At 60.1% G+C, this 25,190-nt stretch carries 24 protein-coding genes; 17 read left to right on the forward strand and 7 right to left on the reverse strand.

Annotation, left to right across the window (positions count from 1 at the left end):
• Positions 1-100: 100 nt before the first annotated feature.
• Both F3J08_RS05075 and F3J08_RS05080 read right to left on the reverse strand, forming a co-directional pair.
• On the reverse strand, positions 101-1,765 hold the full coding sequence (locus F3J08_RS05075) for a glycoside hydrolase family 13 protein (RefSeq protein ID WP_240149155.1): 1,665 nt from the start codon (positions 1,763-1,765) through the stop codon (positions 101-103).
• Positions 1,766-1,917: 152 nt separating this feature from the next.
• Entirely contained in the window at positions 1,918-3,231 is a 1,314-nt protein-coding gene (locus F3J08_RS05080) for a sugar ABC transporter substrate-binding protein (RefSeq protein ID WP_166928703.1), read from the reverse strand.
• A 555-nt stretch (positions 3,232-3,786) separates the two neighbouring features.
• Between F3J08_RS05080 and F3J08_RS05085 the strand changes: the two genes are divergently transcribed.
• From F3J08_RS05085 to F3J08_RS05140, 12 genes are all read left to right on the forward strand, one after another.
• Positions 3,787-4,302 (forward strand): Spy/CpxP family protein refolding chaperone, encoded by a 516-nt coding sequence (locus F3J08_RS05085; protein ID WP_166928704.1) that lies wholly within the window; start codon positions 3,787-3,789, stop codon positions 4,300-4,302.
• A 323-nt stretch (positions 4,303-4,625) separates the two neighbouring features.
• Positions 4,626-6,023 carry a signal recognition particle protein gene (gene ffh / locus F3J08_RS05090; protein WP_166928705.1) on the forward strand — a complete coding sequence of 466 codons (1,398 nt, stop codon included), beginning with the start codon at positions 4,626-4,628 and terminating at the stop codon, positions 6,021-6,023.
• A gap of 50 nt (positions 6,024-6,073) precedes the next feature.
• The gene (gene rpsP / locus F3J08_RS05095; protein ID WP_023978627.1) at positions 6,074-6,409 is read left to right on the forward strand and encodes a 30S ribosomal protein S16; all 336 of its coding nucleotides are present in this window, start codon (positions 6,074-6,076) and stop codon (positions 6,407-6,409) included.
• 31 nt (positions 6,410-6,440) lie between these two features.
• The gene (gene rimM, locus F3J08_RS05100) at positions 6,441-7,025 is read left to right on the forward strand and encodes a ribosome maturation factor RimM (RefSeq protein WP_062164271.1); all 585 of its coding nucleotides are present in this window, start codon (positions 6,441-6,443) and stop codon (positions 7,023-7,025) included.
• The gene (trmD, locus tag F3J08_RS05105; protein ID WP_166928706.1) at positions 7,022-7,723 is read left to right on the forward strand and encodes a tRNA (guanosine(37)-N1)-methyltransferase TrmD; all 702 of its coding nucleotides are present in this window, start codon (positions 7,022-7,024) and stop codon (positions 7,721-7,723) included. Before rimM ends, trmD begins: the two co-directional genes overlap by 4 nt.
• Positions 7,724-7,748: 25 nt before the next feature.
• Positions 7,749-8,129, forward strand: coding sequence for a 50S ribosomal protein L19 (gene rplS, locus F3J08_RS05110; protein ID WP_023978624.1), 381 nt, complete (start codon positions 7,749-7,751; stop codon positions 8,127-8,129).
• Positions 8,130-8,152: 23 nt separating this feature from the next.
• On the forward strand, positions 8,153-9,571 hold the full coding sequence (leuC, locus tag F3J08_RS05115; protein WP_166928707.1) for a 3-isopropylmalate dehydratase large subunit: 1,419 nt from the start codon (positions 8,153-8,155) through the stop codon (positions 9,569-9,571).
• Entirely contained in the window at positions 9,571-10,203 is a 633-nt protein-coding gene (gene leuD, locus F3J08_RS05120; RefSeq protein ID WP_023978622.1) for a 3-isopropylmalate dehydratase small subunit, read from the forward strand. Before leuC ends, leuD begins: the two co-directional genes overlap by 1 nt.
• Before the next feature lie 53 nt (positions 10,204-10,256).
• Entirely contained in the window at positions 10,257-11,309 is a 1,053-nt protein-coding gene (leuB, locus tag F3J08_RS05125; protein WP_240149189.1) for a 3-isopropylmalate dehydrogenase, read from the forward strand.
• Between the two features lie 19 nt (positions 11,310-11,328).
• The gene (locus F3J08_RS05130; protein ID WP_166928708.1) at positions 11,329-12,531 is read left to right on the forward strand and encodes a pyridoxal phosphate-dependent aminotransferase; all 1,203 of its coding nucleotides are present in this window, start codon (positions 11,329-11,331) and stop codon (positions 12,529-12,531) included.
• 61 nt (positions 12,532-12,592) lie between these two features.
• A complete protein-coding gene (locus F3J08_RS05135; RefSeq protein ID WP_205206789.1) occupies positions 12,593-13,741 on the forward strand; it encodes a pyridoxal phosphate-dependent aminotransferase in 1,149 nt (382 codons plus the stop codon).
• Positions 13,742-13,857: 116 nt separating this feature from the next.
• Positions 13,858-15,540, forward strand: a complete 1,683-nt coding sequence (locus tag F3J08_RS05140) for a M3 family oligoendopeptidase (protein ID WP_166928710.1) — start codon at positions 13,858-13,860, stop codon at positions 15,538-15,540.
• A 96-nt stretch (positions 15,541-15,636) separates the two neighbouring features.
• On the opposite strand, the gene F3J08_RS05145 is transcribed toward F3J08_RS05140, so the two are convergent.
• Positions 15,637-16,185 carry a thioredoxin family protein gene (locus tag F3J08_RS05145; RefSeq protein ID WP_370458672.1) on the reverse strand — a complete coding sequence of 183 codons (549 nt, stop codon included), beginning with the start codon at positions 16,183-16,185 and terminating at the stop codon, positions 15,637-15,639.
• Between the two features lie 156 nt (positions 16,186-16,341).
• Here F3J08_RS05145 and F3J08_RS05150 point away from each other — a divergent pair, with 156 nt between their 5' ends.
• Positions 16,342-16,653, forward strand: coding sequence for a hypothetical protein (locus F3J08_RS05150; protein ID WP_166928711.1), 312 nt, complete (start codon positions 16,342-16,344; stop codon positions 16,651-16,653).
• Here F3J08_RS05150 and F3J08_RS05155 read toward each other — a convergent pair.
• Positions 16,626-17,012, reverse strand: a complete 387-nt coding sequence (locus F3J08_RS05155) for a DUF423 domain-containing protein (RefSeq protein WP_166928712.1) — start codon at positions 17,010-17,012, stop codon at positions 16,626-16,628. The genes F3J08_RS05150 and F3J08_RS05155 overlap by 28 nt on opposite strands.
• Before the next feature lie 97 nt (positions 17,013-17,109).
• Between F3J08_RS05155 and F3J08_RS05160 the strand changes: the two genes are divergently transcribed.
• The 3 genes from F3J08_RS05160 to F3J08_RS05170 all read left to right on the forward strand — a co-directional run bounded on the left by F3J08_RS05160 (position 17,110) and on the right by F3J08_RS05170 (position 19,347).
• Positions 17,110-17,685, forward strand: coding sequence for a DUF4142 domain-containing protein (locus F3J08_RS05160; protein WP_162922234.1), 576 nt, complete (start codon positions 17,110-17,112; stop codon positions 17,683-17,685).
• On the forward strand, positions 17,682-18,221 hold the full coding sequence (locus F3J08_RS05165) for a cob(I)yrinic acid a,c-diamide adenosyltransferase (RefSeq protein ID WP_166928713.1): 540 nt from the start codon (positions 17,682-17,684) through the stop codon (positions 18,219-18,221). The genes F3J08_RS05160 and F3J08_RS05165 overlap by 4 nt, the downstream gene beginning before the upstream one ends.
• A 526-nt stretch (positions 18,222-18,747) precedes the next feature.
• Positions 18,748-19,347 carry a hypothetical protein gene (locus F3J08_RS05170; protein WP_166928714.1) on the forward strand — a complete coding sequence of 200 codons (600 nt, stop codon included), beginning with the start codon at positions 18,748-18,750 and terminating at the stop codon, positions 19,345-19,347.
• Between the two features lie 188 nt (positions 19,348-19,535).
• On the opposite strand, the gene F3J08_RS05175 is transcribed toward F3J08_RS05170, so the two are convergent.
• From F3J08_RS05175 to F3J08_RS05185, 3 genes are all read right to left on the reverse strand, one after another.
• Entirely contained in the window at positions 19,536-21,476 is a 1,941-nt protein-coding gene (locus tag F3J08_RS05175) for an OPT family oligopeptide transporter (protein WP_166928715.1), read from the reverse strand.
• 50 nt (positions 21,477-21,526) lie between these two features.
• Positions 21,527-23,236, reverse strand: coding sequence for an alginate export family protein (locus F3J08_RS05180; RefSeq protein WP_166928716.1), 1,710 nt, complete (start codon positions 23,234-23,236; stop codon positions 21,527-21,529).
• Between the two features lie 94 nt (positions 23,237-23,330).
• Positions 23,331-23,897, reverse strand: coding sequence for a hypothetical protein (locus tag F3J08_RS05185; protein ID WP_166928717.1), 567 nt, complete (start codon positions 23,895-23,897; stop codon positions 23,331-23,333).
• Positions 23,898-24,134: 237 nt separating this feature from the next.
• Between F3J08_RS05185 and ispH the strand changes: the two genes are divergently transcribed.
• Positions 24,135-25,148, forward strand: a complete 1,014-nt coding sequence (gene ispH, locus F3J08_RS05190) for a 4-hydroxy-3-methylbut-2-enyl diphosphate reductase (protein ID WP_023978608.1) — start codon at positions 24,135-24,137, stop codon at positions 25,146-25,148.
• Positions 25,149-25,190: the final 42 nt, after the last annotated feature.

Here is a 25,190-nt window from a genome sequence, read left to right on the forward strand (position 1 = left end):
AGGAGGCTCCTGTCGAAACTTGAGGAGCGCGAAGGCTGTCGTCGAGCTCTTCATCCTCTCCCGCGTATTGACGCCGCGACCGAACCGCTTCCGGTGCGTCTCAGCTTTCCTGTGTCACGCGCATCCAGACTGCCGCATTACCCGGCAGGAATCCCGGCTTGTCGATAGGGTGGCTGGCCAGAATGATGTCGCCCTTTGGAAGAGAGACAGGATCGCTGCCACAGTTTAGCACGACGCGGATCGGGCCATTCGTGAACTCGACCACGTTACGGCGTTCCTCCGCCCATCTGAGCGCACCATGACCGAGCCCGGCGGCTTTGCGTTCGGCAAGCAGTGCGCGATAGAGCGCGAGTGTCGAGTCAGGGTCCTTTTCCTCTACCGAGACCGCGTAGGTCTTGTAGTGTTCGGGCTGGGGCAGCCAGAGTTTGCCTGTCTCATTGAAGCCAAGCGATGGCCCCTTGTCGCTCCACGGCAGGGGGATACGGCAGCCATCGCGACCGATCTCCTTGCCTTCGGTGCGGAAAAAGGCGGGATCCTGCCGGTACTTCCGGTCCAGCGTGGTGTGATCCGGGAGGCCAAGCTCTTCTCCCTGATACAACGTGGCTGAACCAGGCAGGGCAAGCGTCATGAAGATCACGGCCCGTGCCCTGCGCAGGCCCAGCGCCTCGTCAGGTTGCTCGTGTGCCGCGTCGATTCCCTGCGGGCGTGCGCCGGCGTCCTTCAGGCCTAGCCGTGAGGCATGGCGTACGGTGTCATGGTTGGACATGACCCATGCTGTTATGGCGCCAACCTTGTGCATGGCCTCAAGGGAGTCGGTGATGATTTCCCGATACTTGGCAGCGTTCCAGCGACAGAGCAGATAGTCGAAGTTGAACGTCTGCTGCATCTCGTCAGGCCGGACGTAGCGTGCAAGGCGTGAGAGCGGCTTGACCCAGGCCTCGGCAACCAGCATCCGGTCACCGGGGTAGCTGGCCAGAAGCCTGTGCCAGCTGCGATAGATTTCATGCACGCCGTCGCGGTCCCACATGGGGGCGTCGCTCGGGGTCTTGTCGTCATCCTCGCCCACCATCGTGGCGCGCTCGGTATAGGGCGGAAGGCCTTTTTCCTTGATCAGGCCATGAGCCACGTCGATGCGGAAGCCGTCGACACCACGATCCAGCCAGAAGCGCAGCACGGACTCGAATTCTGTCCGGACCTCGGGATTGTCCCAGTTCAGGTCGGGCTGACAGCTATCGAACAGATGCAGATACCATTGACGGGGCTTGCCATCCTTGCGTTCAGGTTCACGTGTCCAGGCGATCCCGCCAAAGACGCTCTGCCAATTATTGGGTGGCTCATCGCCATTCTCTCCCTTGCCGTCGCGAAACAGATAACGCGCACGGGCGACACTACCGGGTTCGGAAGCCATGGCTTCCTTGAACCAGACATGCTGATCGGAGGTATGGTTGGGCACCATGTCGGCAATGACGCGCAGACCATGATCATGCGCCTGCTTGATCAGCGCTTCGTAGTCATCGACCGTGCCGAAAATCGGGTCGATCTTTCGATAATCGGAAATGTCGTAACCCGCATCCCCCTGCGGGGACTGGAAGCAGGGCGAGATCCACAAGGCATCAATCCCGAGGTGCTCGAGATAGGGCATATGGCTGATGATGCCCGGTAGATCGCCAATGCCATCACCATTGGAGTCTGCAAATGAGCGTGGATAGACCTGGTAGATGACCGCGTCTTTCCACCAGACAGGATTCGAACCGTTCTGAGACATCGCATTGTTTTCCATGAGATTAGTCTCAGGAAACATCTGGCTGGCAGCCGGGTTGGCTTAGTCACACTAAATTGCACCGATCCACCCACCCCGCAGGATGGATGGATCGCAGATTTCAGATCAATTGCCGCGAGGCAAAAGGCGAGAACGACTTACTTCTGATATCCCGCCTGACGGATGACGCGATTGGTGGCGGCATTGGCGGCTGAGAGGCCAGCGTCAACGGTGGTTGAGCCTGCAAGAACAGAGGCGATTGTCTGGCCAACCTGCGTGCCGATGCCCTGGAACGGGGTGATATCGACAAACTGAGCCCCGACATAGGGGCGCGGCTGGGCCGTCTGGCCTGAGGGGTTCGAGGTCTCGATGGCCTTCAGCACGAAAGACGAGAAGGGTGCGACCTTCTGGTATTCAGCAGACTGATAGGACGAGCTGCGCGTGCCGGGGGGAATATTCACCCAGCCATCCGTCTTGGCCACAAGCTGGATATATTCCTTGGAGGTCGCCCACTGGATGAAGGTGCTGGCGGCCTCGGCATGGGTGGACGATGCCGGAATGGCAAGGTTCCACGACCAGAGCCAGGTCGGGCCACCCTTGAAGCTGCCGGTGGGCAGGGAGGCAAAACCGACCTTGTCAGCCACAGAGCTCTGCTTGGGGTCGAATACCGTGCCCGCTGCACTGGTGGCATCGACCCAGATGGCGCAATGCCCAGTGGCGAAAAGGGACAGGTTCTCATTGAACCCGTTTGCACTGGCACCCGGCGGCCCGAACTGCTTGAGAATAGAGCTGTAATAGGTGATGGCGTTATGCCAGGCCGGGGTATTGAGCGTTGGCTTCCAGCTCATATCGAACCACTGACCGCCAAAGCTCGTGACCATGGTGGTGACCACCGTCATGTTCTCGCCCCAGCCGGGTTTGCCGCGCAGGCAGATGCCATAGGTATCGGTCGATTTGTCGGTCGTCTTGGCCGCGAAGTCGCGGATCTGGTCCCAGCTTGGCGTTTCGGGCATCGTGATCCCGGCCTTGGCGAAGAGGTCCTTGCGATAAAGCGTCATGACGCTCTCGGCATAGAAGGGCAGGGCATAGACCTTGCCCTCATAGCTCACGCTCTCACGCACAGGCGCGATGATGTCCGGCAGGTCATAGGCAGCAGACAGATTATCGAATTTGTAGAGCCAGCCCTGCTTCGCCCAGAGCGGAACCTCGTAATTGCCGATGGTGAGGATATCGAACTGACCGGCATGGGTGGCAATATCGGTCGTCACGCGCTGACGCAGCACGTTTTCCTCAAGCGTGACCCAGTTGAGGTGGATATCGGGATGCGCTTTCTCGAACACGCCCGACAGCTTGCGCATCTCGATCATCTGCACGTTGTTGACGGTCGCGATCGTCAGGGTCGTATCGGCCTTGGCCTGGGCGCCAAGTCCCAGCCCGAGGGCGGCGCTGGCCAGAAGCAGGGATTTCTTCATGTGGGCTGTCCTTGGAAAAACTCTGGTGAGGTAAGGCACTAGGGTGGGCTCTGGCAGGCGGCAGAGGGGCCTGCCATGCGGGACAGGCGGAGCCATGTTCCGCGAGGGGGCGGCTTAAATGTAACAGCCATTCCCTGTCGCTAGGCGCTCAGGGCACGGCGAACGGGGCGGGGTGATATCAGGGCCGTTGGCAGCGGGGTCGGTATGATGCCTGAGCATGGATCACGTAACTCTTGGCGTTCGGGTTCCTGCGTCCCATTCCTTGAGGAAACGCGTCGGCACACGCTGTCACCCTTTCGGTAAATTAACAAGAAGATGACAAGCCTGTAACATAAATGTGTTATGCGTGTCCGTCCCTTGTGGGGCGGGCAGGCATTGGCATGTCGTGCCTTGCGGTGCGGGCGGTAGAGGTTCTGTAACAATTCATACAATCTGTAGTGCTTTCGCCCTAGTTCTCCGCATTCTTCTTGCTAATACGGAGGTCAAGGACATCGTTCTTGGTGTCTTCACAAATATAGGAAGATGACGAGCATGATCTCGAAGAAAACTTTTTGCATGTTGGCACTCGCTGCCGCGCCTTCTCTTGCGGCTCTTGCCTATGCACATCCTCCGGTTCCCGGTCCTGTCGGTCCCGTTCCCCCGCCGCCGGGCCATATGGGCATGATGATGCCCCCGCCGCTGATGGGCATGTTGCGCGGTGTGGATCTGACGAAGGAGCAGCGCGACAAGATCCATGCTCTCATGCATGCCCATCGTCAGGATCGTCGCGAGGCGATGCACCAGCGTCGTGATCTGGACACCCAGATTGGCGCCCTGCTTCTTGCAAAGGGGCCTATCGACAAGGCGAAACTCGATGGGCTCATCAAGCAGAAGGAGGCCCTGAACGCCAAGGATGAAGAGGCGATGGCCGCCGATGCCGTGGCTATCCATGATGTTCTGACACCCGAGCAGCTCGACAAGGCCCGCGTGACGCAGGACAAGCTCGACGCGCTTGAAGGCCAGATCCGTGATCTGCTGCGGCCTCCCCATGTAAAGGGCGCCGCCGACAAGGATGACGACGACGCACCCTGATCCCGCAACGCCGCGAGGTGCTGCCGAGGGGGCGGGTAACCGCCCCTGAAGGTCGGGTCCATGACGATCACTGCTGCTCACCCTGTGTGGGTCGGGTGACCTGATTGATGTGTGACCGGGAAGAAGAGGGGCAGGTGGGGCAGATCGCTGTCCCGCCTGCCACTTTTTCTGTCATCGTGATGCTGAAACAAGGGCAGGTGGGCGCAGGGCAGGTTTTGCCTTGACTTTGCCGCCCCACCCCTTTAGCTCCCTGTCCAGATTTGAAACGCCACCTCGCGAAGACTCGCGCAGTGGCGTCTTTCTGTTGCTTATAAGGGTTAAACGTGTTCGACACGCTTTCTGGCAAGCTTTCCGGTGTATTTGAGGGTCTGTCCAAGCGCGGCAGGCTGTCCGAGGCGGATGTTGCCGAAGCGATGCGTGAAGTGCGTCTGGCTATGCTGGATGCCGACGTGGCGCTCCCCGTTGTGCGTGACTTCGTCAACAAGGTGAAAGAAAAGGCCGTCGGGACGGAGGTGCTGGAAAGCATTTCTCCCGGTCAGGCTGTTGCCAAGATCGTCAATGATGCCCTGATCGAGGCGCTTGGCGGTGCGGGCAATGTGCCGCTGAACCTTGCGGCTGCGGCTCCGGTGCCCGTCCTGATGGTCGGTCTGCAGGGCTCGGGCAAGACCACGACATCGGGCAAGATTGCCCTGCGCCTTCTGACCCGTGAGCGCAAGCGCATCCTGCTGGCCTCGCTCGACGTGCAGCGTCCTGCCGCGCAGCTTCAGCTTCAGCAGCTGGCCGAGCGCGTTGGCGTGGGCTCGCTTCCCATCATCGCTGGCCAGCAGCCTGTCGAGATTGCGAAGCGCGCTCTCGAGACGGGTCGTCGCGAAGGCTATGACGTCGTCATTCTCGATACGGCAGGTCGTCTGTCGATCGACGAAGCCCTGATGCAGGAAGTGCGCGACGTACGCGATGCGACCAGCCCGGTCGAGACTCTGCTCGTGGTCGATGCCATGACGGGTCAGGACGCGGTGAACACCGCGCAGCGCTTCAACGAGGCGGTCGGCATCACCGGTGTCGTCATGACCCGTATGGACGGCGATGCACGCGGTGGTGCGGCGCTGTCGATGCGTGCGATTACCGGCGCGCCCATCAAGCTGGTGGGTCTGGGCGAGAAGCTCGAGGCGCTGGACGATTTCTATCCCGAGCGTGTGGCCGGACGTATTCTCGGCCTTGGCGATATCGCCGGGCTGGTCGAGAAGGCCAGCGAGACGCTCGACCATGAAGAAAGCGAACGCGTCGCCAAGAAGATGATGGCGGGCAAGTTCGACCTCGACGATTATGCCTCGCAGCTGCGTCAGATCGGCAAGATGGGCTCCATCTCCGGTATCATCGGCATGCTGCCCGGTATGGGTAAGCTTAAGGACAAGCTTGGCGATCAGGATCTCGATACCTCGATCTTCCGGCGCCATCAGGCCATTATTTCCTCGATGACCAAGGATGAGCGCAAGACGCCCTCGATCATCAAGGCCTCCCGCAAGAAGCGTATTGCTGCCGGTTCCGGCACGACGGTTCAGGAGGTCAACAAGTTGCTCAAGCAGTTTGACGACATGTCCACCATCATGAAGCGCATCAGCAAGATGGGCCTCGGTGGCATGAAGCAGATGCTTTCCGGTCTCATGTCGGGCGGTGCTCCCGGCGGGCGGCCCGGCGGTGGCTTTGGCGGCCCGCGTCGCTAACCCCAACCGGCATGATTTTCACATAGTTTTCGATACTCTGGAGTAAAAATATGAGCGTTAAGATCCGCCTTTCGCGCGCTGGTGCCAAGAAGCGTCCGTACTACCACATCGTGATTGCTGACAGCCGTAGCCCCCGCGATGGCCGCTTCATCGAGAAGGTTGGCGCCTACAACCCGATGCTGCCTTCTGACCATGCTGACCGCATCCGTCTGAACGACGAGCGCATCAAGCACTGGCTGTCGAACGGCGCACAGGCGACCGATCGCGTTGCCCGCTTCCTTGGCAATGCCGGCCTGATCGAGAAGCCCGTTTACAACGAGCAGCCCAAGCAGTCTGCGCCGAAGAAGCGCGCCCAGGAGCGTGCAGCCGCCAAGGCCGCAGCCTGAGCCATAGACCAGGGATAGGCTTCAGTAATCCATGACAACCGTCAGCGCCCCTTCGGATGTATCGAAAGATATTCTGGTCGCGACCGTGGGCAGGCCCCATGGCGTAAAGGGGCTCGTGCATCTTTTCGCGGCAACCGATGACCCGGCTTCGGTCGAGGATATCGGAGCATTGCACGACGAGAAGGGGCGCGTATGGCGGGCGGAATGGCAGGGTCATGGCATCGCGCGTCTGTTCGACGCGTCGGGTCGCCCCGTTACTGACCGCGATGAAGCGTCGCGTCTCGTGAACCTCAAGCTCTATGTCGGCCGGGACTGCCTGCCCGATACGGATGAGGACGAGTTCTATCATGCCGATCTGATCGGGCTGCGTGCCGAAACCCGCGAGGGCACGGTGCTGGGCACGGTTGCGGTCATTCATGATTACGGCGCGGGTGTCAGCCTCGAAATCACGGCCGCAGGGCAGGATGGCAAGGGTCAGGACCTGATCGTGCCTTTCACCCATGCCTGTGTGCCCGAAATCCTGTTCGATCAGGGCCGGATCATTGTCGAGCCGCCGCATGAGGTGGAAGTCGAGGGTGATCTGTCGGGCAAGGCCGATGTGGCGGTGCGTTCATGACCTGGCGCGCTGACATTCTCACCCTTTTCCCGGACATGTTTCCGGGGCCGCTGGGGTTCTCCCTGGCGGGGCGGGCGCTTGAGGAAGGCGTCTGGTCTCTGGGTGTGCATGATCTGCGTGACTTCGGGCGTGGGCGTCATCGCGCCGTGGATGACACGCCCTTCGGCGGTGGTGCGGGCATGGTGCTTCGGGCCGATGTGGTTGCCGAAGCGCTGGACTCGATCGAGGCCGATGGCCGATCGGTCATCTACCCGACGCCGCGTGGCGCACGCCTGACACAGGCGCAGTCGCGCGAGTTCGCGTCGGGTGACGGGGTTGTGGTGCTGTGCGGGCGCTTCGAGGGCGTTGACGAGCGTGTTCTGGAGCGACGCAATGTCGAGCAGATTTCGCTTGGCGATTTCGTGCTGTCGGGCGGGGAAATCCCTGCCTATGCACTGCTCGATTCCTGCGTGCGCCTTCTGCCCGGTGTGATGGGGTCCGAGCTGAGCGATGCCGAAGAAAGCTTCGGTGACGGTCTGCTTGAATACCCTCATTACACCAAGCCAGCCTCATGGGATGGCATGGATGTGCCGGACATCCTGCTTTCAGGACATCATGCTGCGATTGCGGCCTGGCGTCACGAGCAGGCCTGCCTAGTGACACAGGCCAGACGCCCCGATCTCTGGGCGGCCTATGCTGAAGCCAAGACCAACAGATAAATTTTCGTTTTCTCGGAGAAGTACCATGAACATTGTCCAGCAGTATGAGGCGCGCGAAATCGAGCGTCTGACCGCCGCCCGTCCGGTTCCCGAATTCCAGGCCGGTGACACCGTGCGGGTTGGCGTGCGCGTTGTTGAAGGCACGCGTGAGCGCGTACAGGCCTATGAAGGCGTTGTGATTGCCCGTTCCAACAAGGGCCTGAACAGCAACTTCACGGTTCGCAAGATTTCCAACGGTGAAGGCGTTGAGCGTATCTTCCCGCTCTACTCCCCCTCCATCGCCGAGATCGCTGTTGTCCGTCGCGGCAAGGTGCGTCGTGCAAAGCTGTATTATCTGCGTGAGCGTAGCGGCAAGTCGGCTCGTATTGCCGAGCGTCCCCGTGACGTTGCCAAGACGGCTTCCTAAATCAGGATAGTCGAAACCGGTTCATGACAAAGGAGAGTACGGTGGCGCGAACATTGTTCGATAAAATCTGGGATGACCATGTGGTCGAACGCCTCCCGGACGGCACCTGCATCCTATACATAGACCGGCACCTTCTCCATGAGGTGACAAGCCCGCAGGCCTTTGAAGGCTTGCGGATGTCCGGGCGACGCCTGCGTCGTCCGGATGCGACGGTTGCCGTGGTCGATCACAATGTGCCGACCTCCGACCGCTCGCTGCCGATCGAGGAGCCGGAATCCCGGCTCCAGATCGAAACGCTCGAAAAGAACGTTGCCGAATTTGGCGTTCCCTATTTCAAGCTGCGCTCGAAAGACCAGGGGATCGTGCATGTGGTGGGACCCGAACAGGGCATCTCCCTGCCTGGCATGACCATCGTCTGCGGTGACAGCCATACCTCGACTCATGGTGCGATGGGGGCTCTGGCCTTCGGTATCGGCACTTCCGAGGTCGAGCATGTCATGGCCACGCAGACCCTGCTGCAGAAGCCGGCCAAGAACATGCGTATCACGGTGGCAGGCCAGGTTGGCCCCGGCGTGACGGCGAAGGACATCATGCTGGCGATCATCGGCAAGATCGGGACCGCTGGCGGGACCGGCCATGTGATGGAGTTCGCAGGCGACGCCATCCGTGCGCTCGACATGGCCGGGCGCATGACGCTGTGCAACATGTCGATCGAAGCAGGTGCCCGCGCCGGGTTGATTGCGCCGGACGAGACGACTTTTGCCTATGTTGAAGGTCGCCGCTTTGCCCCCAAAGGCGAGGATTTCGAGAAGGCCTGCGCCTATTGGCGTACGCTGGCCACCGATGAGGGCGCTGTGTTCGACACTGAGGTGACGCTCGATGCCGCCTCCATCCAGCCCAATCTGACCTGGGGCACCAGCCCTGAGGACGTTATTGCCATTGATGGTGTCGTGCCCGATCCGGCAAGCTGCAACGATCCGGCCCGTGCGCGTCAGGTACAGCGTATGCTCGATTATATGGGTCTCGAAGCCGGTCAGAAGATCGCCGGGACCAAGATCGACGTAGCGTTTATCGGCTCCTGCACCAATAGCCGCATCGAGGATCTGCGCTCAGCAGCCGCCATTGCCAAGGGCCGCCATGTGGCACCGGGCGTGCGCGCCATGGTCGTGCCGGGTTCGGGCCATGTGAAGGCCGCTGCCGAGGCCGAGGGGCTGGACCAGATTTTCCGCGAAGCCGGATTTGAATGGCGCGAGGCGGGGTGCTCGATGTGTCTGGGCATGAACCCGGACAAGCTGACATCTGGCCAGCGTTGTGCCTCGACCTCGAACCGTAATTTCGAAGGGCGTCAGGGGCCGGGTGGCCGGACGCATCTCTGCTCGCCTGCGATGGCGGCGGCTGCGGCGGTCACAGGCTGCTTTGTCGATGTGCGGGAGATGGCATGATGGACAAGTTCACCACACTCACCGCCATTGCGGCTCCGATGCCGGTCGAGAACATCGACACGGACCAGATTATCCCGGCACGCTTTCTCAAGACCATCCAGCGCAGCGGCCTTGGCAAGAACGCCTTTGCCGCGCAGCGCTATAACGAGGATGGATCGGAAAAGCCGGAATTCGTGCTGAATCGTGAGCCTTACCGCCAGGCCGAGATTCTGGTCACGCTGGACAATTTCGGCTGCGGGTCCTCGCGTGAACATGCACCCTGGGCGCTGCTGGATTTCGGTATCCGCTGCGTGATCGCGCCGAGCTTTGCCGATATCTTCTTCAATAACTGCTTCAAGAACGGCATCCTGCCGATCCGTCTGCCGCGCGAAATCTGTGAGAGCCTCATGGAAGATGCGCAGATGGGGGCCAATGCCCGCATCACTGTCGATCTGGAGAAACAGGTCGTACAGCGCCCCGATGGCAGCACCATTGCGTTTGAGGTTGATGCGTTTCGCAAGCACATGCTGATCGAGGGGCTCGATGATATCGGGCAGACCCTGCAGCATGACAGCGCCATCGCGTCCTTCGAACAGAAGCGTCAGAGAGACGAATCCTGGCGCCCCACCATTGTGATGGAGACGGTTTCGTGAGCCAGGCCCATAAGCTACTCGTTCTTCCCGGTGACGGGATTGGCCCCGAGGTCATGCGCGAAGTCGTCAAGATTGCGCGCTGGCTGGATGAGGCCAAGGGCCTCAAGCTGGACATGACGGAAGAGCTCGTCGGGGGGGCTTCGCTGGCTGTTCACGGCGTGCCATTACGCCCCGAAGTTGTGGCGCTGGCCAAGGAAGCCGATGCCGTGCTGTTCGGCTCGGTAGGCGATCCGAAATGGAGCGAGGTCTCGTTCGACAAGCGTCCCGAGGCAGCTATTCTGGGCCTGCGTCAGGAACTCGAGCTTTTCGCCAATCTGCGCCCGGCTCAGGTCTTTCCGCCTCTGGTCAATGCCTCTTCGCTTAAGCCGGAGCTCGTGGCCGGTCTCGACATCATGATCGTGCGCGAGACGGTGGGTGGCATCTATTTTGGCGAACCACGTGGCATTGAAACGCTGGCCGATGGCTCACAGCGTGGAATCAATACCGAGGTCTATACGACGTCGGAAATCGAGCGCGTGGCCCGTGTTGCGTTCGAACTGGCCCGCCTGCGCGATAATCGCGTCTGCTCGGTCGAGAAGTGCAACGTGATGGAAAGCGGCCTGCTGTGGAAGCAGGTTGTGACCGCGCTGCATGCGCGTGAGTACAGCGATGTCACGCTCAGCCATATGCTGGCCGATAACTGCGCCATGCAGCTGGTCCGCAACCCGAAGCAGTTCGACGTGATCGTGACCGGCAATCTGTTTGGTGACCTTCTCTCCGATCTGGCCTCCATGCTGACCGGCTCGCTGGGCATGCTGCCCTCGGCCACGCTGGGCCCGGTGCAGGAGAGCGGCAAGCGCCATGCGCTGTACGAGCCCATTCATGGTTCGGCACCGGATATTGCAGGGCAGGGTATTGCAAACCCGCTGGCGCAGATCCTCTCTTTCGCCATGCTGCTGCGTTATTCGCTTCAGCGTGAAGATGAGGCCTGTCTGATCGAGAAGGCGGTATCAAATGTGCTCGCCAGTGGCTTGCGCACGGCCGATATCATGTCCGATGGTATGAACCGCGTCGGCACCGAGGAAATGGGCGCCGCTGTTCTTCAGGAAATGCAGAAGCTGGCCTGAGAGCCAGCCGGAGGAAGATATGTCCCTGATCGCTGCCCGGCTCAACCGGATCTCCCCAAGCCAGACGATCGCCATCACGCAGAAAGCGCGGGCCCTGAAAGAAGCAGGGCGGGACATTATCAGCCTCTCTGCCGGCGAGCCGGATTTCGACACGCCGCAAAACGTCAAGCAGGCCGCCTGCGACGCCATCGCCCGTGGCGAGACGCGTTACACGGACGTCGCCGGTACGGCCCCGCTGCGCAAGGCGGTTGCCGCCTGGCTGAACCGTGATTTCGGCCTTGATTACAAGGCCGAGGAGATTGTCGTCTCTACGGGCGGCAAGCAGGTCATCTATGACGTGTTCACGGCCACGCTCGATGCCGGGGACGAGGTGATCATCCCGGCACCGGCCTGGGTCTCCTATCCCGATATCGTGGCGCTGGCCGATGGCACGCCTGTCATTGTGCAGACGAAGTCCGAGAACGGCTTCCGGCTCGACGCCGAAGTTCTTCGTGCAGCGATCACGCCCAGGACCAAGTGGCTGGTGCTCAACTCGCCCTGCAACCCGACCGGCGCGGTTTACTCTGAAGCCGATCTGCGTGCGCTGTGCGACGTGCTGCTCGATCACCCGCGCATTTGGGTGCTGACCGACGATATTTATGCCAAGCTGGTCTATGACGGCCACGTGAGCAAGACACTGGTGCAGGTCGAGCCGAAGCTGCGCGAGCGCGTGGTGACCATGAATGGTGTGTCCAAGGCCTATGCCATGACGGGCTGGCGCATCGGTTTCTCGGCTGCGCCCGTCGAACTGACCAAGGCGCTCATCAAGCTTCAGGGACAGAGCACGAGCAATCCTTGCTCTATCGCTCAGGCCGCAGCGCTTGAGGCTGTGACAGGGCCGCAGGATTTCATTGGTGAGATGGTATCTGTCTATCAGGGCCGACGTGATCTGGTTCTGTCCATGCTGGCTCAGGCACCGGGTCTGACCTGCACAAGACCAGAGGGCGCATTCTATGTGTTCCCCTCCATCGCGGGGCTGATCGGCAAGAAGACAACGTCCGGCAAGGTCATTGAGAATGACGAGGTCTTTGTCACTGAACTGCTTGAGGAGACGGGTGTAGCGGCTGTTCATGGCAGCGCCTTCCTGACGCCTGGATATTTCCGTATCTCTTATGCGACCGATACCGAGAGCCTGCGCGAGGCTTGCACCCGTATCCAGCGCTTCTGCGCCTCTCTGAGCTGAAGCAGTGAGTTTTCGTCTTGCGCAGCGCCTGCACGGTCTGCCGCAGCCTGCCACCATAGCCATGTCCGCCAAGGCGCGCGCCCTGCGTGCGGCGGGTGTGGATGTGATTTCTCTCGCATTGGGCGAGCCCGATTTTCCTTCACCGCCTGAGGCGGTGGAGGCGGCCTATCAGGCGGGGCTGCGCGGTGATACGAAATATCCGCCCGTTGGCGGCCAGCCCGCGCTCAAGGCAGCCGTTGCGAAGAAATTCCTCGACGAAAACGGGCTGAGCTACGCGCCGGAAGAAATCCTGATCGGCAATGGCGGCAAGCAACTCATCTATAATGCGTTTGCCGCAACCATCGACCCGGGCGACGAGGTGATTGTCCCCGTGCCTTATTGGGTGAGTTATCCGATCATCGCGCAGATGATGGGTGGCCTTGCGGTGCCGGTACCCTGCCTCGAAAGCGATCGGTTTCGACTGCGTGCCGAAGCTTTGCGCACTGCGATCACACCGCGCACACGCTGGCTGGTTCTCAATTTCCCGAACAATCCCAGCGGGGCCATTCTTGAACGCGATGATCTGGAGGCGATCGCCGCCGTGCTGCGTGACGCACCGCATGTTCTGGTCATGGCCGATGAGATTTATGAGCATCTGACTTTCGACGGACGCCGTCATGTGTCACTCGCTTCTGTCGCGCCAGATCTGAAAGACCGCATCCTGACGATCAATGGCATGGCCAAGGCCTATGCCATGACCGGATGGCGCGTCGGTTTTTGTGGTGGGCCTCAGCCCTTGATCAAGGCCATGACGAGCATCCAGAGCAACGCGACGTCAGGCATCTGCACGCTGGCGCAGGCGGGGGCAGTGGCCGCACTGTCCACACCGGCAGCGCGACGCGATGCCATGCGCGATGTGTATCAGCAGCGGCGCGACATTGTTGTCACGGCCCTGCGCGCCATGAAGCATGTCTCCTGCGCTATGCCGGAGGGCGCTTTCTATGCGTTTCCGGGCATTGGTGCGGCGCTGGGCGAGACCACAGCCAAGGGGCGCGTTCTGACCGATGATATCGCGTTTGCCGAGGCGCTTCTGGAAGAGGCGCATGTGGGTGTGGTTCCGGGGAGTGCCTTCGGTCAGCCCGGTCACATCCGTCTCTCCGTCGCCGCCTCAGATGATATGCTGCGCGAAGCCTGTCTGCGCCTTTCGCATTTTCTAGATACGCTGGGCTGACCATCTTTATAGGGGCAGTATCGCCGTAGGGGCTGTCAAACCGGGGGCGGATCAAACCTGCTCTGGCCGAAGGGGCGCCGTCTGGACGTGCGCTCCGGGGGATGCGACCATGAGGCATGATCACACCCTTTCCAGAATTCAATACGCTTGATTTTCCCACCCCGAGCCGTGAGAGCCTCGATCAGGCTTACGCGGTTATTGGCGAGTCACTCGAGTCTGGCGATATCGCTTCGGCCATCGCCCTGTTCGATACGCAGCGCCGCGCCTATGAGTCCTGGTCCGCGCTGGTTGAATTGCGGTTCGCTCAGGATACGCGCAACGCCGATTATGTGGCAGCACGCGACTATGCCGATACGCTGACGCCCTACGCGACCGGGCTTGAGACCGATATCAAGAAACGCCTTCTCGCGACACGAGAAGAGACTGCTAAGCACCTCTCCGCCCATGTGCTTTCCTTGTGGGAGGCCGATATCACCACCTTCGATGAGCGTATCGAGAGTATGCTGGCGGAAGAGGCCCGCCTTTGTGCGGAGTACACGGCGCTTCTCGCAGCGGCCGAGATTCCGTTTCGTGGTGAAACGCACAACCTCTCCGGCATCGAGCCGTTCCAGCAGGAGTCGGATCGGGCCACGCGTCATGAGGCTGAAGCGGCGCGCTGGGGCTTTTACGAAGCAAATGGCGAGACGCTGGACCGGATCTTTGACGATCTGGTGCGCGTGCGTGTCGCGATGGCCCAGACGCTCGGCTTCAACTCCTATGTTGAGCTTGGTTACCGCCGCATGCGGCGTACGGATTATACAGCGGCAGATGTGGCCCGTTTCCGCGAGCGTATTGCCACCCATGTAACGCCGCTGGTTCAGGCTTTGCTGCAGCGTCGTCAGCTTGAAATGGGGTGGGACAGTCTCAAGGCCTGGGATGAGGCTCTCGTTGATCCAAGGGGAAATCCGGCCCCGGCCGGCGATTATGATCTGATGATCACCCGTGCCCGCGAGATGTTCTCACGCCTCGATGAGAGCGGTGAAATGGCCGCCTTCTTCGCTGAAATGGTCGAGCGCAATTATGTCGATCTCAAAAACCGTGGCGGGAAGGCCGGGGGTGGCTTCTGTACGTCGTTTTCCACGCAGGGTACGCCATTCATCTTTGCCAATTTCAACGGAACACACGGCGATATCGGCGTCTTTACCCATGAGATGGGTCACGCCTATCAGAATTGGAAAAGCCGCTCACAACCCGTGATCGACATGCTCTGGCCCACCATGGAGGCAGCCGAGATCCATTCGATGGGGCTGGAGTTCCTGACCTGGCCAGAAATCGACTTGTTGGTGGAAGATGGGGCAGGCGAGCGTTATCGCCGGCTGCACCTGATCGAGAGCCTGTGCTTCCTGCCCTATGGCGCCTGTGTGGATCATTTCCAGCACGAGATTTACGCCCACCCGGATATGACGCCGCAGGAACGCCACGCAACATGGCGGCGTCTGGAACAGCAATACATGCCCTGGCGCGACTGGGGCGATCTGGCCTATCCGGCCAAGGGCGGCCGCTGGCAGGCCCAGCGCCACATCTATAATTCGCCGTTCTATTATATCGATTATACGCTCGCGCTGTGCGTGGCATTGCAGATCTGGCTGATTGCCCAGGTCGATGCACCACGCGCGCTCGATCTGTATCGCGGCCTCTGCGAGGTCGGCGGAAGCGAGGCTTTCTGCACCATTGTGCGTCAGGCCGGGCTGACTGTGCCGTTCGAGGACGATGCTCTGGCTGAGATTGTGCATGAGGCCGAGCAGATGCTCATGATGTGACCTCGGCGCGCTGATCCGGCTCGGCCGGATCAGGCATCGCGCCGATTTTGCCCTTCAGCGCCAGTGGTTGGGGGCAGGTCGGTGCGATCAGGCGCGTCAGCCGCGGCGATTCCATTTGTCCAACAGGTCAAGTACGGCCTGTGTGGACATGGCACGGGCATTGCCCAGTGTGTTCGCCCCATCGGCATTGAGCAGCGTGCGCCCCGGTGTGACGATCAGCACTGTGGGCACTTCGTGGATGGTCACACCGTATTGCTTGGCGATATCGAGATTCTTGTCGATGCGACCGACATTGACCGGCACAACAACGAATTGCGATTCGAGCCACTGTGCCACTTCGGGCTGCTCGAATATGCCTGCAAGCATGCGGCAGTCAGGGCACCAGTTGCCGCCAAAATCGATCAGTACCTTGCGTTTGGTGCGGGCCGCGGTGGCAAAGGCTTCCTCAACCTGTGTCTTGGCCAGTGCGATATCGGGATAGACGTCCTTCGCCGGGGTGATCTGCACATCCTTGTCCAATACCGGCGGCGCGGGTGGCCCGTCTTCTGCATAAGCCACGTTGCTGGTGAGGGAAGGGGTCGCCACAGAGAGCGTCGAGAGGCCGAGGGCAAGGGACGTCAAAACACCGAATTTGCGATGGAACACGAGGCGGGCCTTTCGGATGGCAGGGGCATTCGGGCAGGACAGCTGGACCAGAGGCCCGGAGATAAAAGCGCCTGTCCGATGGCGGGGGGTTGAAAGTCTGACAGAGTATGAAATGTTCCCTGTCCCGTGGGAATACAAGAGAGCGAGGAACGCATCATGAAACAGCGTCAGCCAGTGGGCGACCCGGTCACAGAGGTCTCGATCACCACAACCCTGCTCCGTACCATCGGGCTTGTCGGTCTGACGCTCGTCCTTGCCTGTCTGATTCGTTTCGTGCCCTTTCTCTCTCACGGCGTTCAGTTCGTTGCAGGAACGCAAATCTGGCAGAAGTTCTATGCATTGCTTGGCATCGATACGAGCCTCGGGCGTGAACAGCTCATATTGATCGGGATCATGATGGCCTGCTTCATCGTGGCTCTCGCGGTGCAGACCGGTCTGGTCTACGCGTGGTCGCGGTTCCGGCGCTGAGAGCGCCAGGCCAGCACGGCGAGCAGCAGCCAGGAGAGCATCGTGAGCGTGCCGCCCCAGGGCGCAATGAAACCGAGGGCTGGGCCGTTCAGGGCCAGCATCACCACCGGGGCAACGAACAGGACCATGCCGAGCGCCATGAGGTAGGCCGCCCAGCGCAGATCGTTCCAGCCGCTCAAGGCGATGCCCATAAGCGCGATGGCGTGCCACATGAGCATCTCAACGCCTCGTGCCAGCATGGCCCTGCCGCCGGTAATGAAATGCGTATCCGGCAGATGGGCATCGAGCGCAGCCAGCATGACGCCCGCAAAGCCGGACAGCCCCGCAAGGGTAAGGATCAAACGTTGCCATCTCATCATGGGAAGCACACTCTTCATTGCTGCGCGGTTCAATCTACAAAACAAACCCTTATCACGCGCGTTGCACTGCCGGGATAACGAGAGAGAAGGAATACTCATGAAATTCGGATTGAGACCTGAGCTGCGTATTGGTCTTGCGCTTCTGCCGCTTTGTGCTTGTACGCCCGCCTATCCGAAACTGCCTCCTCTCCCTGACAAGGCTCCCCCCTTCACGACGGCCGATGCCGCTTTTCTGCAGCAGGCGAATGAACACGACCTGACACAGATCGCGCTGGCGAAGCTGACAGTCGACCATGCCCGGTCGAGTGATGTGAAGGCGCTAGGCCAGGACGCGCTCAAGGATTACGAGGCGCATCGCAAGACTCTCTCGACGCTGGCTGGCAAGCATGATCTCGCCCTTACGACCACCGTGCTGGCGACTGATCAGGAGAAGACAGACCGGCTGTCGAAGCTCCACGGCCCTGCCTTCGATAGAGCCTATATGAAGGCGATACGTGACGATGCCCAGGCCAACCAGGCCTCCATTGGCACGGTGTTTACCACCACCAAGGACAGCGATGTGAAAGCTGCAGCGACCGATCTGCAGAAGCTCGATCAGCGCTATATTTCTTCGGCGTTCAGCTGGTTGCCGCAACTCGCAACGCGCAAGCACCGGTCTGGTGCCCATCGATGAGCGTACGCCTCGATCGGATCGTCACGCGCGGCGGTGATGGCGGGATGACCTCGCTCGGCGACGGTGAGCGGGTACGCAAGGACGATCCGTTGATCGAGGCGATGGGCGCTTTGGATGAACTCAACGCGGTCATAGGTCTCGTGCGCTTGTCCGGGGCTTATGGGACAGAACTCGCACGCATTCAGAACATTCTGTTCGATATCGGGGCTATATTGTGCATACCCGAACGCAACATTCACGCCGACGCTATTGAAGAAGATCTTCTGTGGCTTGAGGATCAGATTGAGCAACTGCGCGACCGTCAGGAGCCGTTGAAGAGTTTCGTCCTGCCCGGAGGATGTTCAGAGGCAAGCTGGGCTCATATGGCGCGTACAACCGCGCGTCGGGCGGAACGCAGGCTCGTTATGCTGGACCAGCCGCGGCTTACAGGCGGCATGGCCTTTCTGAACAGGCTTTCGGACTATTTCTTCGTGCTGGCCCGACACTTCAACGGGGATGGCAAGGATGACATTCTCTGGCGGCCACGCGGCGCATAACAGAGAGATATCCTTCCTATCTCCCCAGTTCCTGCGCTGGGGGAAAGAGGCACAGATGCCTATCTTCCCTGCAAGCGCAGAAGGCGCTGCCGTTATAAGCGGCGCACGCGAACGACGATAAGATTGTGATATGATAGGACAAATGTCTGTGATATACGTTACTATATTCCTATAGCGGTCTGAAACCTGCGCCCGAAGCGCGGCACGTGTACGGTTCGCGTTACTGGAGTAATTCCGGGTGGCAATAATATATCCATATGATGGGATATAGTAAGAAAAGATTTTCCCAAAAATAACGGATGGTATTTGTTGCTTCAGCGATTGTTACGAGGTCATGGATAATAGTTTGATTTCAAATTCATAAAGGTGACATGCCAAAATTAATCGTTTAGAAACATATGCAAATCAATGTGCCTGACATATCTGTGCAAGATCAATTGTGTCTTGCATACATACTGTAGATTTATGGTAGTTGCTTAGTTAATATTTTTGTACCGGATAAAATAAAGTGGACATGAACCCGGATTTGCCAAGTAAAGATGAACGTTCGGAGAGCGAGATCAGCGAGGATTCCCTGCGTCTCGCGCTGGAGCGTCTGGGGGCCAATAACAGGAAGCGCCCGAATCACACTATGCATCCGAAACCTTCCAGTGAGCCACGCCGCCGTCGTTTCGTTCAGGAAGGGCAGGTCGTTGTTGAACATCATCAGGGCTCGCGCGCGACGCAACGTGTATCCGCTGCTCCAGGCGATGACCACGCTGAAGAAATGAACCGTTTGCGCAACCTCCTCAGACTGGAGCAGAGGCGCGCTGAAGATGCCCAGCGTGAACTTGGCGACGCTCAGGTCCAGCTTCGGACACTCGAGACGCATCTTGTCCATGAAAAGCTGCATGTGAAGGAACTCAAGTCGCGTTGCGCCGACGTTGAGCAAGCGCTTCTCGACTCACAAGTCATCGTGGAACGCCTGCGTGAGCAGGTTGCAGCGCCTAAAGCAGCCGCGGAGCGCGTTGCCGCTTCCGGAGAAATCGTTGTCAGAAAAACCCGCGGGCCGGGACGCCCTCCAAAGGTCAGGCCGCCAATCGATCCTGCTGGTGAACCCGAGCCCGTTCAATGGTGGAAAGATTGAGCCGGTACGCTTTCGATACGATGTGATGATGATGGCGTGATGCAGGCCGGGCGAAAAGCCCGGCCGATCTATATGGCCGGAGAGGATCCCCTAAGTTTTGGTTCGACGGGGTCACAGGCTCCGGAACAAGCTGCCGAGGTCCTCTCACCCCGCCTGGCTTAGGGCGCAGCTTGTTGCATGCGCTGCTTTCATCCGGGCTTGCGGGACTGCGCCAGCTGACGCGCAAACCAGACCAGGCTTGCCGCAAATACGACAAGGCCGATGATCTGTGCTGTCCCTGCGCCGACCGGCAAGGCGAGGAGATCACCGTGGCCGCTCATACCGCTCAGAACGGCAACGACGACACCAATCAGACTCTCACCAACGATGAAGCCGGAGGCAATCATCGTGCCGGCACTTTCATCGTCATGCGCGTCCCTGTGACGGGCCTTGTCAAATAGCCGACCGATAACGGCGCCGATGGCTATGGTGACCGATACATCGGCTGGAAGGTAGATGCCCATGCCGACAGCCAGTGGCGGCAGGGCAAGGTTACGCAGCCTGAACAGGCGGTCGATCACGATCAGGGCGGCACCAATCGCAGCGCCAACCAGGATCATGGTCCAGTCGAGATTATGCAGCAGAATTCCGCGTGCCAGATCGACCATAAGGGCCGGCTGTGGCGCGGCAAGGGCACGTGTGGGATCCATGTCCGCACGGGGCAGGGTGCCGACAAAACCATAGGCCTGATATAGCACGTTCAATACGGGCGGGATGATCAGGGCGCCCACGACGCAGCCGACCAGTAGCACGACCTCCTGCTTCCAGGGGGAGGCCCCGACAAGCTGGCCGGTTTTCAGATCCTGCAGATTGTCGTTTGAAATCGCGGCCGAGCCTGTGAGCGCCGTGAGTACGAACAGGATATAGGCAATGGCGATGTGCTGGTCATGGGCCGAGAGTGCGTCCGGCACCAGATGGAGGGCTTCGAGCCCCATCAGAGCCATGCAGAGCGCCACGACACTGATGATCGAGATGCCGGAGATGGGAGATGAGGAAGACCCGATAATCCCGGCCATGTAACCGCAGGCGCTGGCTACAAGAAAACCGATGAACAGACAGGAGGCGAGGCCGAGAGCCAGCATGACGACCAGCAGGAAATCATGCGGTGTGACGGGCCACAGGAAGAGCGTGAACAGAGCGCCCAATCCGAGAACGAGCGCTGCGAGCAGGATGTTCATGATGGCGGGGGGCAGGTCGCGGTCCGTCTCGTCCAGCGTCTGGCGATGCGTGCCCGAAAAGGCCTCCCTCAGGCCACGCATGACCGGACCAAGTAGGGAACCAACGGTCCAGAGTGCAGCGATGGCGATTGTGCCGGCGCCCATGAACCGCACCTTGTGCACCCATATCCCTGTCGCGAAGTCGGTAGCCGAAACGCCAGCCGGGTGGGGCAGAATGGCCGTGAGCCAGGGCACGGCAATTCCCCAGCCCAGCACAACGCCGCCCAGCATGGCGAGCCCGCCCGTCAGCCCGACCAGATAGCCCGTACCAATCAGCGCAAAGGAGTACGCCCCCTGCAGACGGAAGATGGACTGACCGAGACTGAGCGTCAGGCTCCAGCCATCCTGCATCAGGCGCAAGCCGGTGCTCATGAATGTCACAACAGCAGCAAGCACGCTGCCGCGAATCAGGGATCTGAGCGCCTGCTGGTTCCCTTCCGGAGACGCGACGCGCAGGATTTCCGCGCAGGCAACCCCCTCGGGGTAGGGCAGGGCGCTATGGGTAACCAGTGCGCGGCGCAGCGGGATTGTGAACAGGACGCCCGTCGCGCCACCGAGCAGGGTGATGAAGAAGCTCTGCCAGAACGGAAAACCGCCCCAGAATCCGATCATGACCAGACCGGGGATGGTGGCAAACACGCAGCTCAACGTTCCCGCGGCCGAAGCCTGTGTCTGGACCAGATTGTTTTCCAGAATCGTGCTGCCGCCCAAGGCCCGCAGGACGGCCATGGATATGACGGTCGCAGGAATGGACGAGGCAAAGGTCAGGCCGATCTTGAGGCCAAGATAGACATTGGACGCGATGAAGATGACCGTAATCAGGGCGCCGAGAATGAGTCCTCTTATGGTTAATTCCCGCGTCGCCTTGCTCATGCTGTCTCTCTGTGTCGATGTCGTAAGGAGCTGGTCCTACGACGAAGCGATCAGAAACGAAAGACGAAGTTGGACTGGTAGTAACTTCCGCTCTTGCCACCGGCTGCGCGCAACCCGTCCGAGCCGATGAAGCGCGCGCCATATTGGGTCCATGTGAGGTGGCGATTGAGCTGTAGCGTCAGCGAGGCTTGCGGCACGATACCGATAAACCCGCCATGCAGGTTATTGAACGTGTAAGCGCCCGAGGGACCGTAGACAGCATCATCCGTTGATTCACGCCAGAAGAAGGGGCTCTTGAACTGAAGGCTGAGCCAGTTGCGTGGCGTGATGCGCAGCACCGGCGACAGGCTCACGAGATTGCTTGGCGCGATATAGGTCGTGGTATCAAGATAGTTTGTCTGAGGGTTGAACGGGGCGATGTAGGTGCCAATCGTACCGTTATTACTCTTTGAGGAGCCACCGGAATATAAATCGGCCTGCACACCGATGAAGGGATGCAGCGGCGAGGGTGTATGGCGGTAGCCAGCAATGGCGTTGAAGGCGTAAGCCGAGACGGCGCGGTTCTGTCCGGTACGGTTCAGCTCGAAACTGCCCCCCTGATAGAGCCCACCCACCGAGAATTCGAAGGATGGCGCGCCGCCATACCAGCGAAATCCGTAATCCTGACGCGCCGTCGTTCCGTTGAGAGTCGACCGGTTATAGGCAAGGGCCGCCGAGCTGCCGCCCAGGCGAAAGGCAATCAGGAACAGGTCGAGAAAGGATGATACGCGCTCTGCCCCAAGAGAGAAGGAGGGCGGCGCCCAGGTGACGTCGATACCGTGCAGACGCGTGCTCCAGTCGACGCGGTCATGGAACATCTTGTTGAACGTCACATTCGTGCCGACGAAATCGTAAACATCCGCGCGCAGGCGCGGCCAGATGGCATAGCCACGCACACCGTTCCAGGAGAGGGGAACATTGGGTGTCTCACGGTTATAGAGAATATACGACGGTGCATCGAGAAACTGCTGGCGCCCCACAATCACCCCGGCCTTTGCGCCAGCAAGCCTGGAGCGTAGTTCCACAAACCCTTGTTGCAGGTCGAGGCGCTTGCGATAGGTGGTGTTGTAGCCAAACCCGCCCCAGCCAGCCGCATCGCCATTCACGAGTTGGCCGAAGAAGCGCACATGATCGCCCAGGTGCAGATCGGCACCGTAGAGGTTGCGCACGGCAAATCGCCCCGAGCCTGCCGGGCCACGTGTCCCGAGAAACGGTGTCTCCTCCGACCAGTTGCGCAGGCGGGTTTCGCCGGAAAAGCTGAGCCACCAGCGGCCACTGGCATTGAGCGGGATATATTTGATGGCGTCGAACAGGTCATCATGGCGCTTCCTGTCGCGCAGGAAAGACCAGTCTTCCGCCCAGGGGGCGACACCGTAGCGACCTATCGGGCCGAACCCGGCAGATTCACCGTTTCCCCGCGTGAAAACGCCCCAGTCGCCCTGCGTCCCGTGCGGGGGGCGGTTTTGAAGCGGGGTCACGCGTCGCGGCTGGCCCACCGGCCCGGCATGGGGAAAGTTCTGGATTTCGGGTCGGCTGGTGCCGCTTACCGTCACCTGTTCCTCGGCCGCTGTCGGATCAACCCGCGGTTTCTCGCGTGAAACCGATAGGGCGGTCGTCGCCGTGCGGCCTGTATTGACCTGATTGATGGTTTCGCCATGCGCGGCGCAGGGAAGCGAGCCTGCAAGCAGGAGCAAGGCAGGCAGGGCAGGATATGGGCGCATGACGAAACGTTCCGGAGAAAGATGGTTCCCCAGCGTATCAGCATAAAACGAAAATACAAAGTGTTTCTATAAAAACACTAGAAGTTTGTGTGGTTTAGTTCGTGTGGGCAGTAAACGTTGCCGGGCGCAAATGGGTCTGGTTGTAGTCGAGCTGCTCGCGGCTGAGCTGGAAGCCGATCTTCAGGGAGTAGTTGGTCAGCTGCAGATCGGGCGAGGCAGGCACATCGATGATGCGTACCGGCGTACGCAGCGAAACGGTGGACTGGTTGCCGGCAAACGAGACGGGAACCTCGAATTTCTTCTTGTCGATGATCTTGCCGTCGCGCATCACGGCCACGAAATAGGGCAGGACGATATCCTTGCCATCAGAGGCTGGGCCGCGCTCGACCGTAATGCCCAGGCTGAGGCGTGAGCGAACGGTTTTCTTAGGCGCACCTTCACAATTGCCGGTCAGAGCGCTCATGGCCGCATGGGTCACGAGGCTGCCTGCGTCCAGTCCATGGCCGTCATACTGATAGTAATCGGCTGCCGAACTCAGGATTTCGACAGGAGGGCAGACCGGGGCGAAGGCGCTCTGATCATCCTGATCGCACGCTGTGAGGGCTGTGCCCGTGCCGAGTATGGCGAGAAGAGGAAGGAACTGGCGGGCATATCTGGTCATGAACAAGGCTCTCGTCTATTCACCGGTGCGGAAACCGAGCCCGGTATGGTATGGTGGCGACACAACGCCAAATGATCATGCAATCACGGGCTCACATCAATCATGGGCTTGCATACTGGCAACGGGTTGCGTAGCTCCCATATGCGAGCCCATATCGCGAAGCGTTGCATCATCTGACATGCGTGCTGCCATGGGGCTTGTTCGCATATACCGCCTGCCGTGAGATTGGGGAACACCATGCCCGACACCTTGACCACTTCACGCCCGCAAGAGACCTCGGAGCAGGCGTCCGGGGCACAAACGCTTCGCGTTCTTCTGGCCGGGCCGCGTGGCTTCTGTGCTGGCGTGGACCGGGCCATCCGCGTGGTGGAAGAAGCCATCCGCCGTTATGGCGCCCCTGTCTATGTCCGTCACGAGATCGTGCATAACCGTACTGTCGTCGAGAATCTCGAGGAGCAGGGAGCGATCTTCGTCGAGGAGCTCGACGAGGTCCCTGCGGATGGCCATGTCGTGTTTTCGGCGCATGGCGTGCCGAAATCGGTGCCGGCCGAGGCACAGCGTCGCAACCTGCTCTATTTGGATGCGACCTGCCCGCTGGTCTCGAAAGTGCATCGTGAAGCCGAACGCCATTTTGCCGGTGGTGGTCCTGACGCCCGTCATATCCTCATGATCGGCCATGCAGGCCATCCTGAAGTGGTCGGCACGATGGGCCAGCTGCCCAACGGTGCAGTGACGCTCATCAACGATGCGGAAGAAGCCCGTACCGTCCAGCCCGCTGACCCGACGCGTCTTGCCTTCATCACCCAGACGACGCTTTCGGTGGATGATACATCAGAGATCGTCGCGATCCTGCGTGAGCGTTTCCCGCTCATCGAAGGGCCGAAGAAGGAAGATATCTGCTACGCCACCACAAATCGTCAGGAAGCCGTGAAGGCTATTGCGCCGGAGAGTGATCTGGTGATCGTAATTGGTTCTCCTAACTCGTCGAATTCGCAGCGCCTGCGTGAAGTGGCCGAGCGCTCGGGCGCCAAGCGTGCGCTTCTGGTGCCCAAGCTGGCTGCGCTCGACTGGAGCGTGCTCGAAGGTGTTTCCACGGTCGGGATCACGGCAGGGGCCTCGGCACCTGAATCGCTGGTTCAGGAAATGGTCGATGCCCTCTCCACGCGCTACAAGCTCGATATCGAGGAGCGTATCGTGAAGAAGGAAAACGTGGCGTTCCGTCTGCCCAGCCCGCTCGGCGAACCCGTCTGAAATCTGGCGGAACACGCATGAACGCTTTTCTGTCCGCCTGAA

This window comes from Asaia sp. As-1742 (assembly GCF_011753235.1).
In the GTDB taxonomy this organism is placed as follows: domain Bacteria; phylum Pseudomonadota; class Alphaproteobacteria; order Acetobacterales; family Acetobacteraceae; genus Asaia; species Asaia bogorensis_B.

Excerpts from the sequence above, each read along its gene's own strand:
- F3J08_RS05075 (WP_240149155.1), bottom strand. The coding sequence starts at position 1,765 with ATGTCTCAGAACGGTTCGAATCCTGTCTGGTGGAAAGACGCGGTCATC.
- F3J08_RS05080 (WP_166928703.1), bottom strand. The coding sequence starts at position 3,231 with ATGAAGAAATCCCTGCTTCTGGCCAGCGCCGCCCTCGGGCTGGGACTT.
- F3J08_RS05085 (WP_166928704.1), top strand. The coding sequence starts at position 3,787 with ATGTTGGCACTCGCTGCCGCGCCTTCTCTTGCGGCTCTTGCCTATGCA.
- rpsP (WP_023978627.1), top strand. The coding sequence starts at position 6,074 with ATGAGCGTTAAGATCCGCCTTTCGCGCGCTGGTGCCAAGAAGCGTCCG.
- rimM (WP_062164271.1), top strand. The coding sequence starts at position 6,441 with ATGACAACCGTCAGCGCCCCTTCGGATGTATCGAAAGATATTCTGGTC.
- trmD (WP_166928706.1), top strand. The coding sequence starts at position 7,022 with ATGACCTGGCGCGCTGACATTCTCACCCTTTTCCCGGACATGTTTCCG.
- rplS (WP_023978624.1), top strand. The coding sequence starts at position 7,749 with ATGAACATTGTCCAGCAGTATGAGGCGCGCGAAATCGAGCGTCTGACC.
- leuC (WP_166928707.1), top strand. The coding sequence starts at position 8,153 with ATGACAAAGGAGAGTACGGTGGCGCGAACATTGTTCGATAAAATCTGG.
- leuD (WP_023978622.1), top strand. The coding sequence starts at position 9,571 with ATGGACAAGTTCACCACACTCACCGCCATTGCGGCTCCGATGCCGGTC.
- leuB (WP_240149189.1), top strand. The coding sequence starts at position 10,257 with ATGCGCGAAGTCGTCAAGATTGCGCGCTGGCTGGATGAGGCCAAGGGC.
- F3J08_RS05130 (WP_166928708.1), top strand. The coding sequence starts at position 11,329 with ATGTCCCTGATCGCTGCCCGGCTCAACCGGATCTCCCCAAGCCAGACG.
- F3J08_RS05135 (WP_205206789.1), top strand. The coding sequence starts at position 12,593 with ATGTCCGCCAAGGCGCGCGCCCTGCGTGCGGCGGGTGTGGATGTGATT.
- F3J08_RS05140 (WP_166928710.1), top strand. The coding sequence starts at position 13,858 with ATGATCACACCCTTTCCAGAATTCAATACGCTTGATTTTCCCACCCCG.
- F3J08_RS05150 (WP_166928711.1), top strand. The coding sequence starts at position 16,342 with ATGAAACAGCGTCAGCCAGTGGGCGACCCGGTCACAGAGGTCTCGATC.
- F3J08_RS05155 (WP_166928712.1), bottom strand. The coding sequence starts at position 17,012 with ATGATGAGATGGCAACGTTTGATCCTTACCCTTGCGGGGCTGTCCGGC.
- F3J08_RS05160 (WP_162922234.1), top strand. The coding sequence starts at position 17,110 with ATGAAATTCGGATTGAGACCTGAGCTGCGTATTGGTCTTGCGCTTCTG.
- F3J08_RS05165 (WP_166928713.1), top strand. The coding sequence starts at position 17,682 with ATGAGCGTACGCCTCGATCGGATCGTCACGCGCGGCGGTGATGGCGGG.
- F3J08_RS05175 (WP_166928715.1), bottom strand. The coding sequence starts at position 21,476 with ATGAGCAAGGCGACGCGGGAATTAACCATAAGAGGACTCATTCTCGGC.
- F3J08_RS05180 (WP_166928716.1), bottom strand. The coding sequence starts at position 23,236 with ATGCGCCCATATCCTGCCCTGCCTGCCTTGCTCCTGCTTGCAGGCTCG.
- F3J08_RS05185 (WP_166928717.1), bottom strand. The coding sequence starts at position 23,897 with ATGACCAGATATGCCCGCCAGTTCCTTCCTCTTCTCGCCATACTCGGC.
- ispH (WP_023978608.1), top strand. The coding sequence starts at position 24,135 with ATGCCCGACACCTTGACCACTTCACGCCCGCAAGAGACCTCGGAGCAG.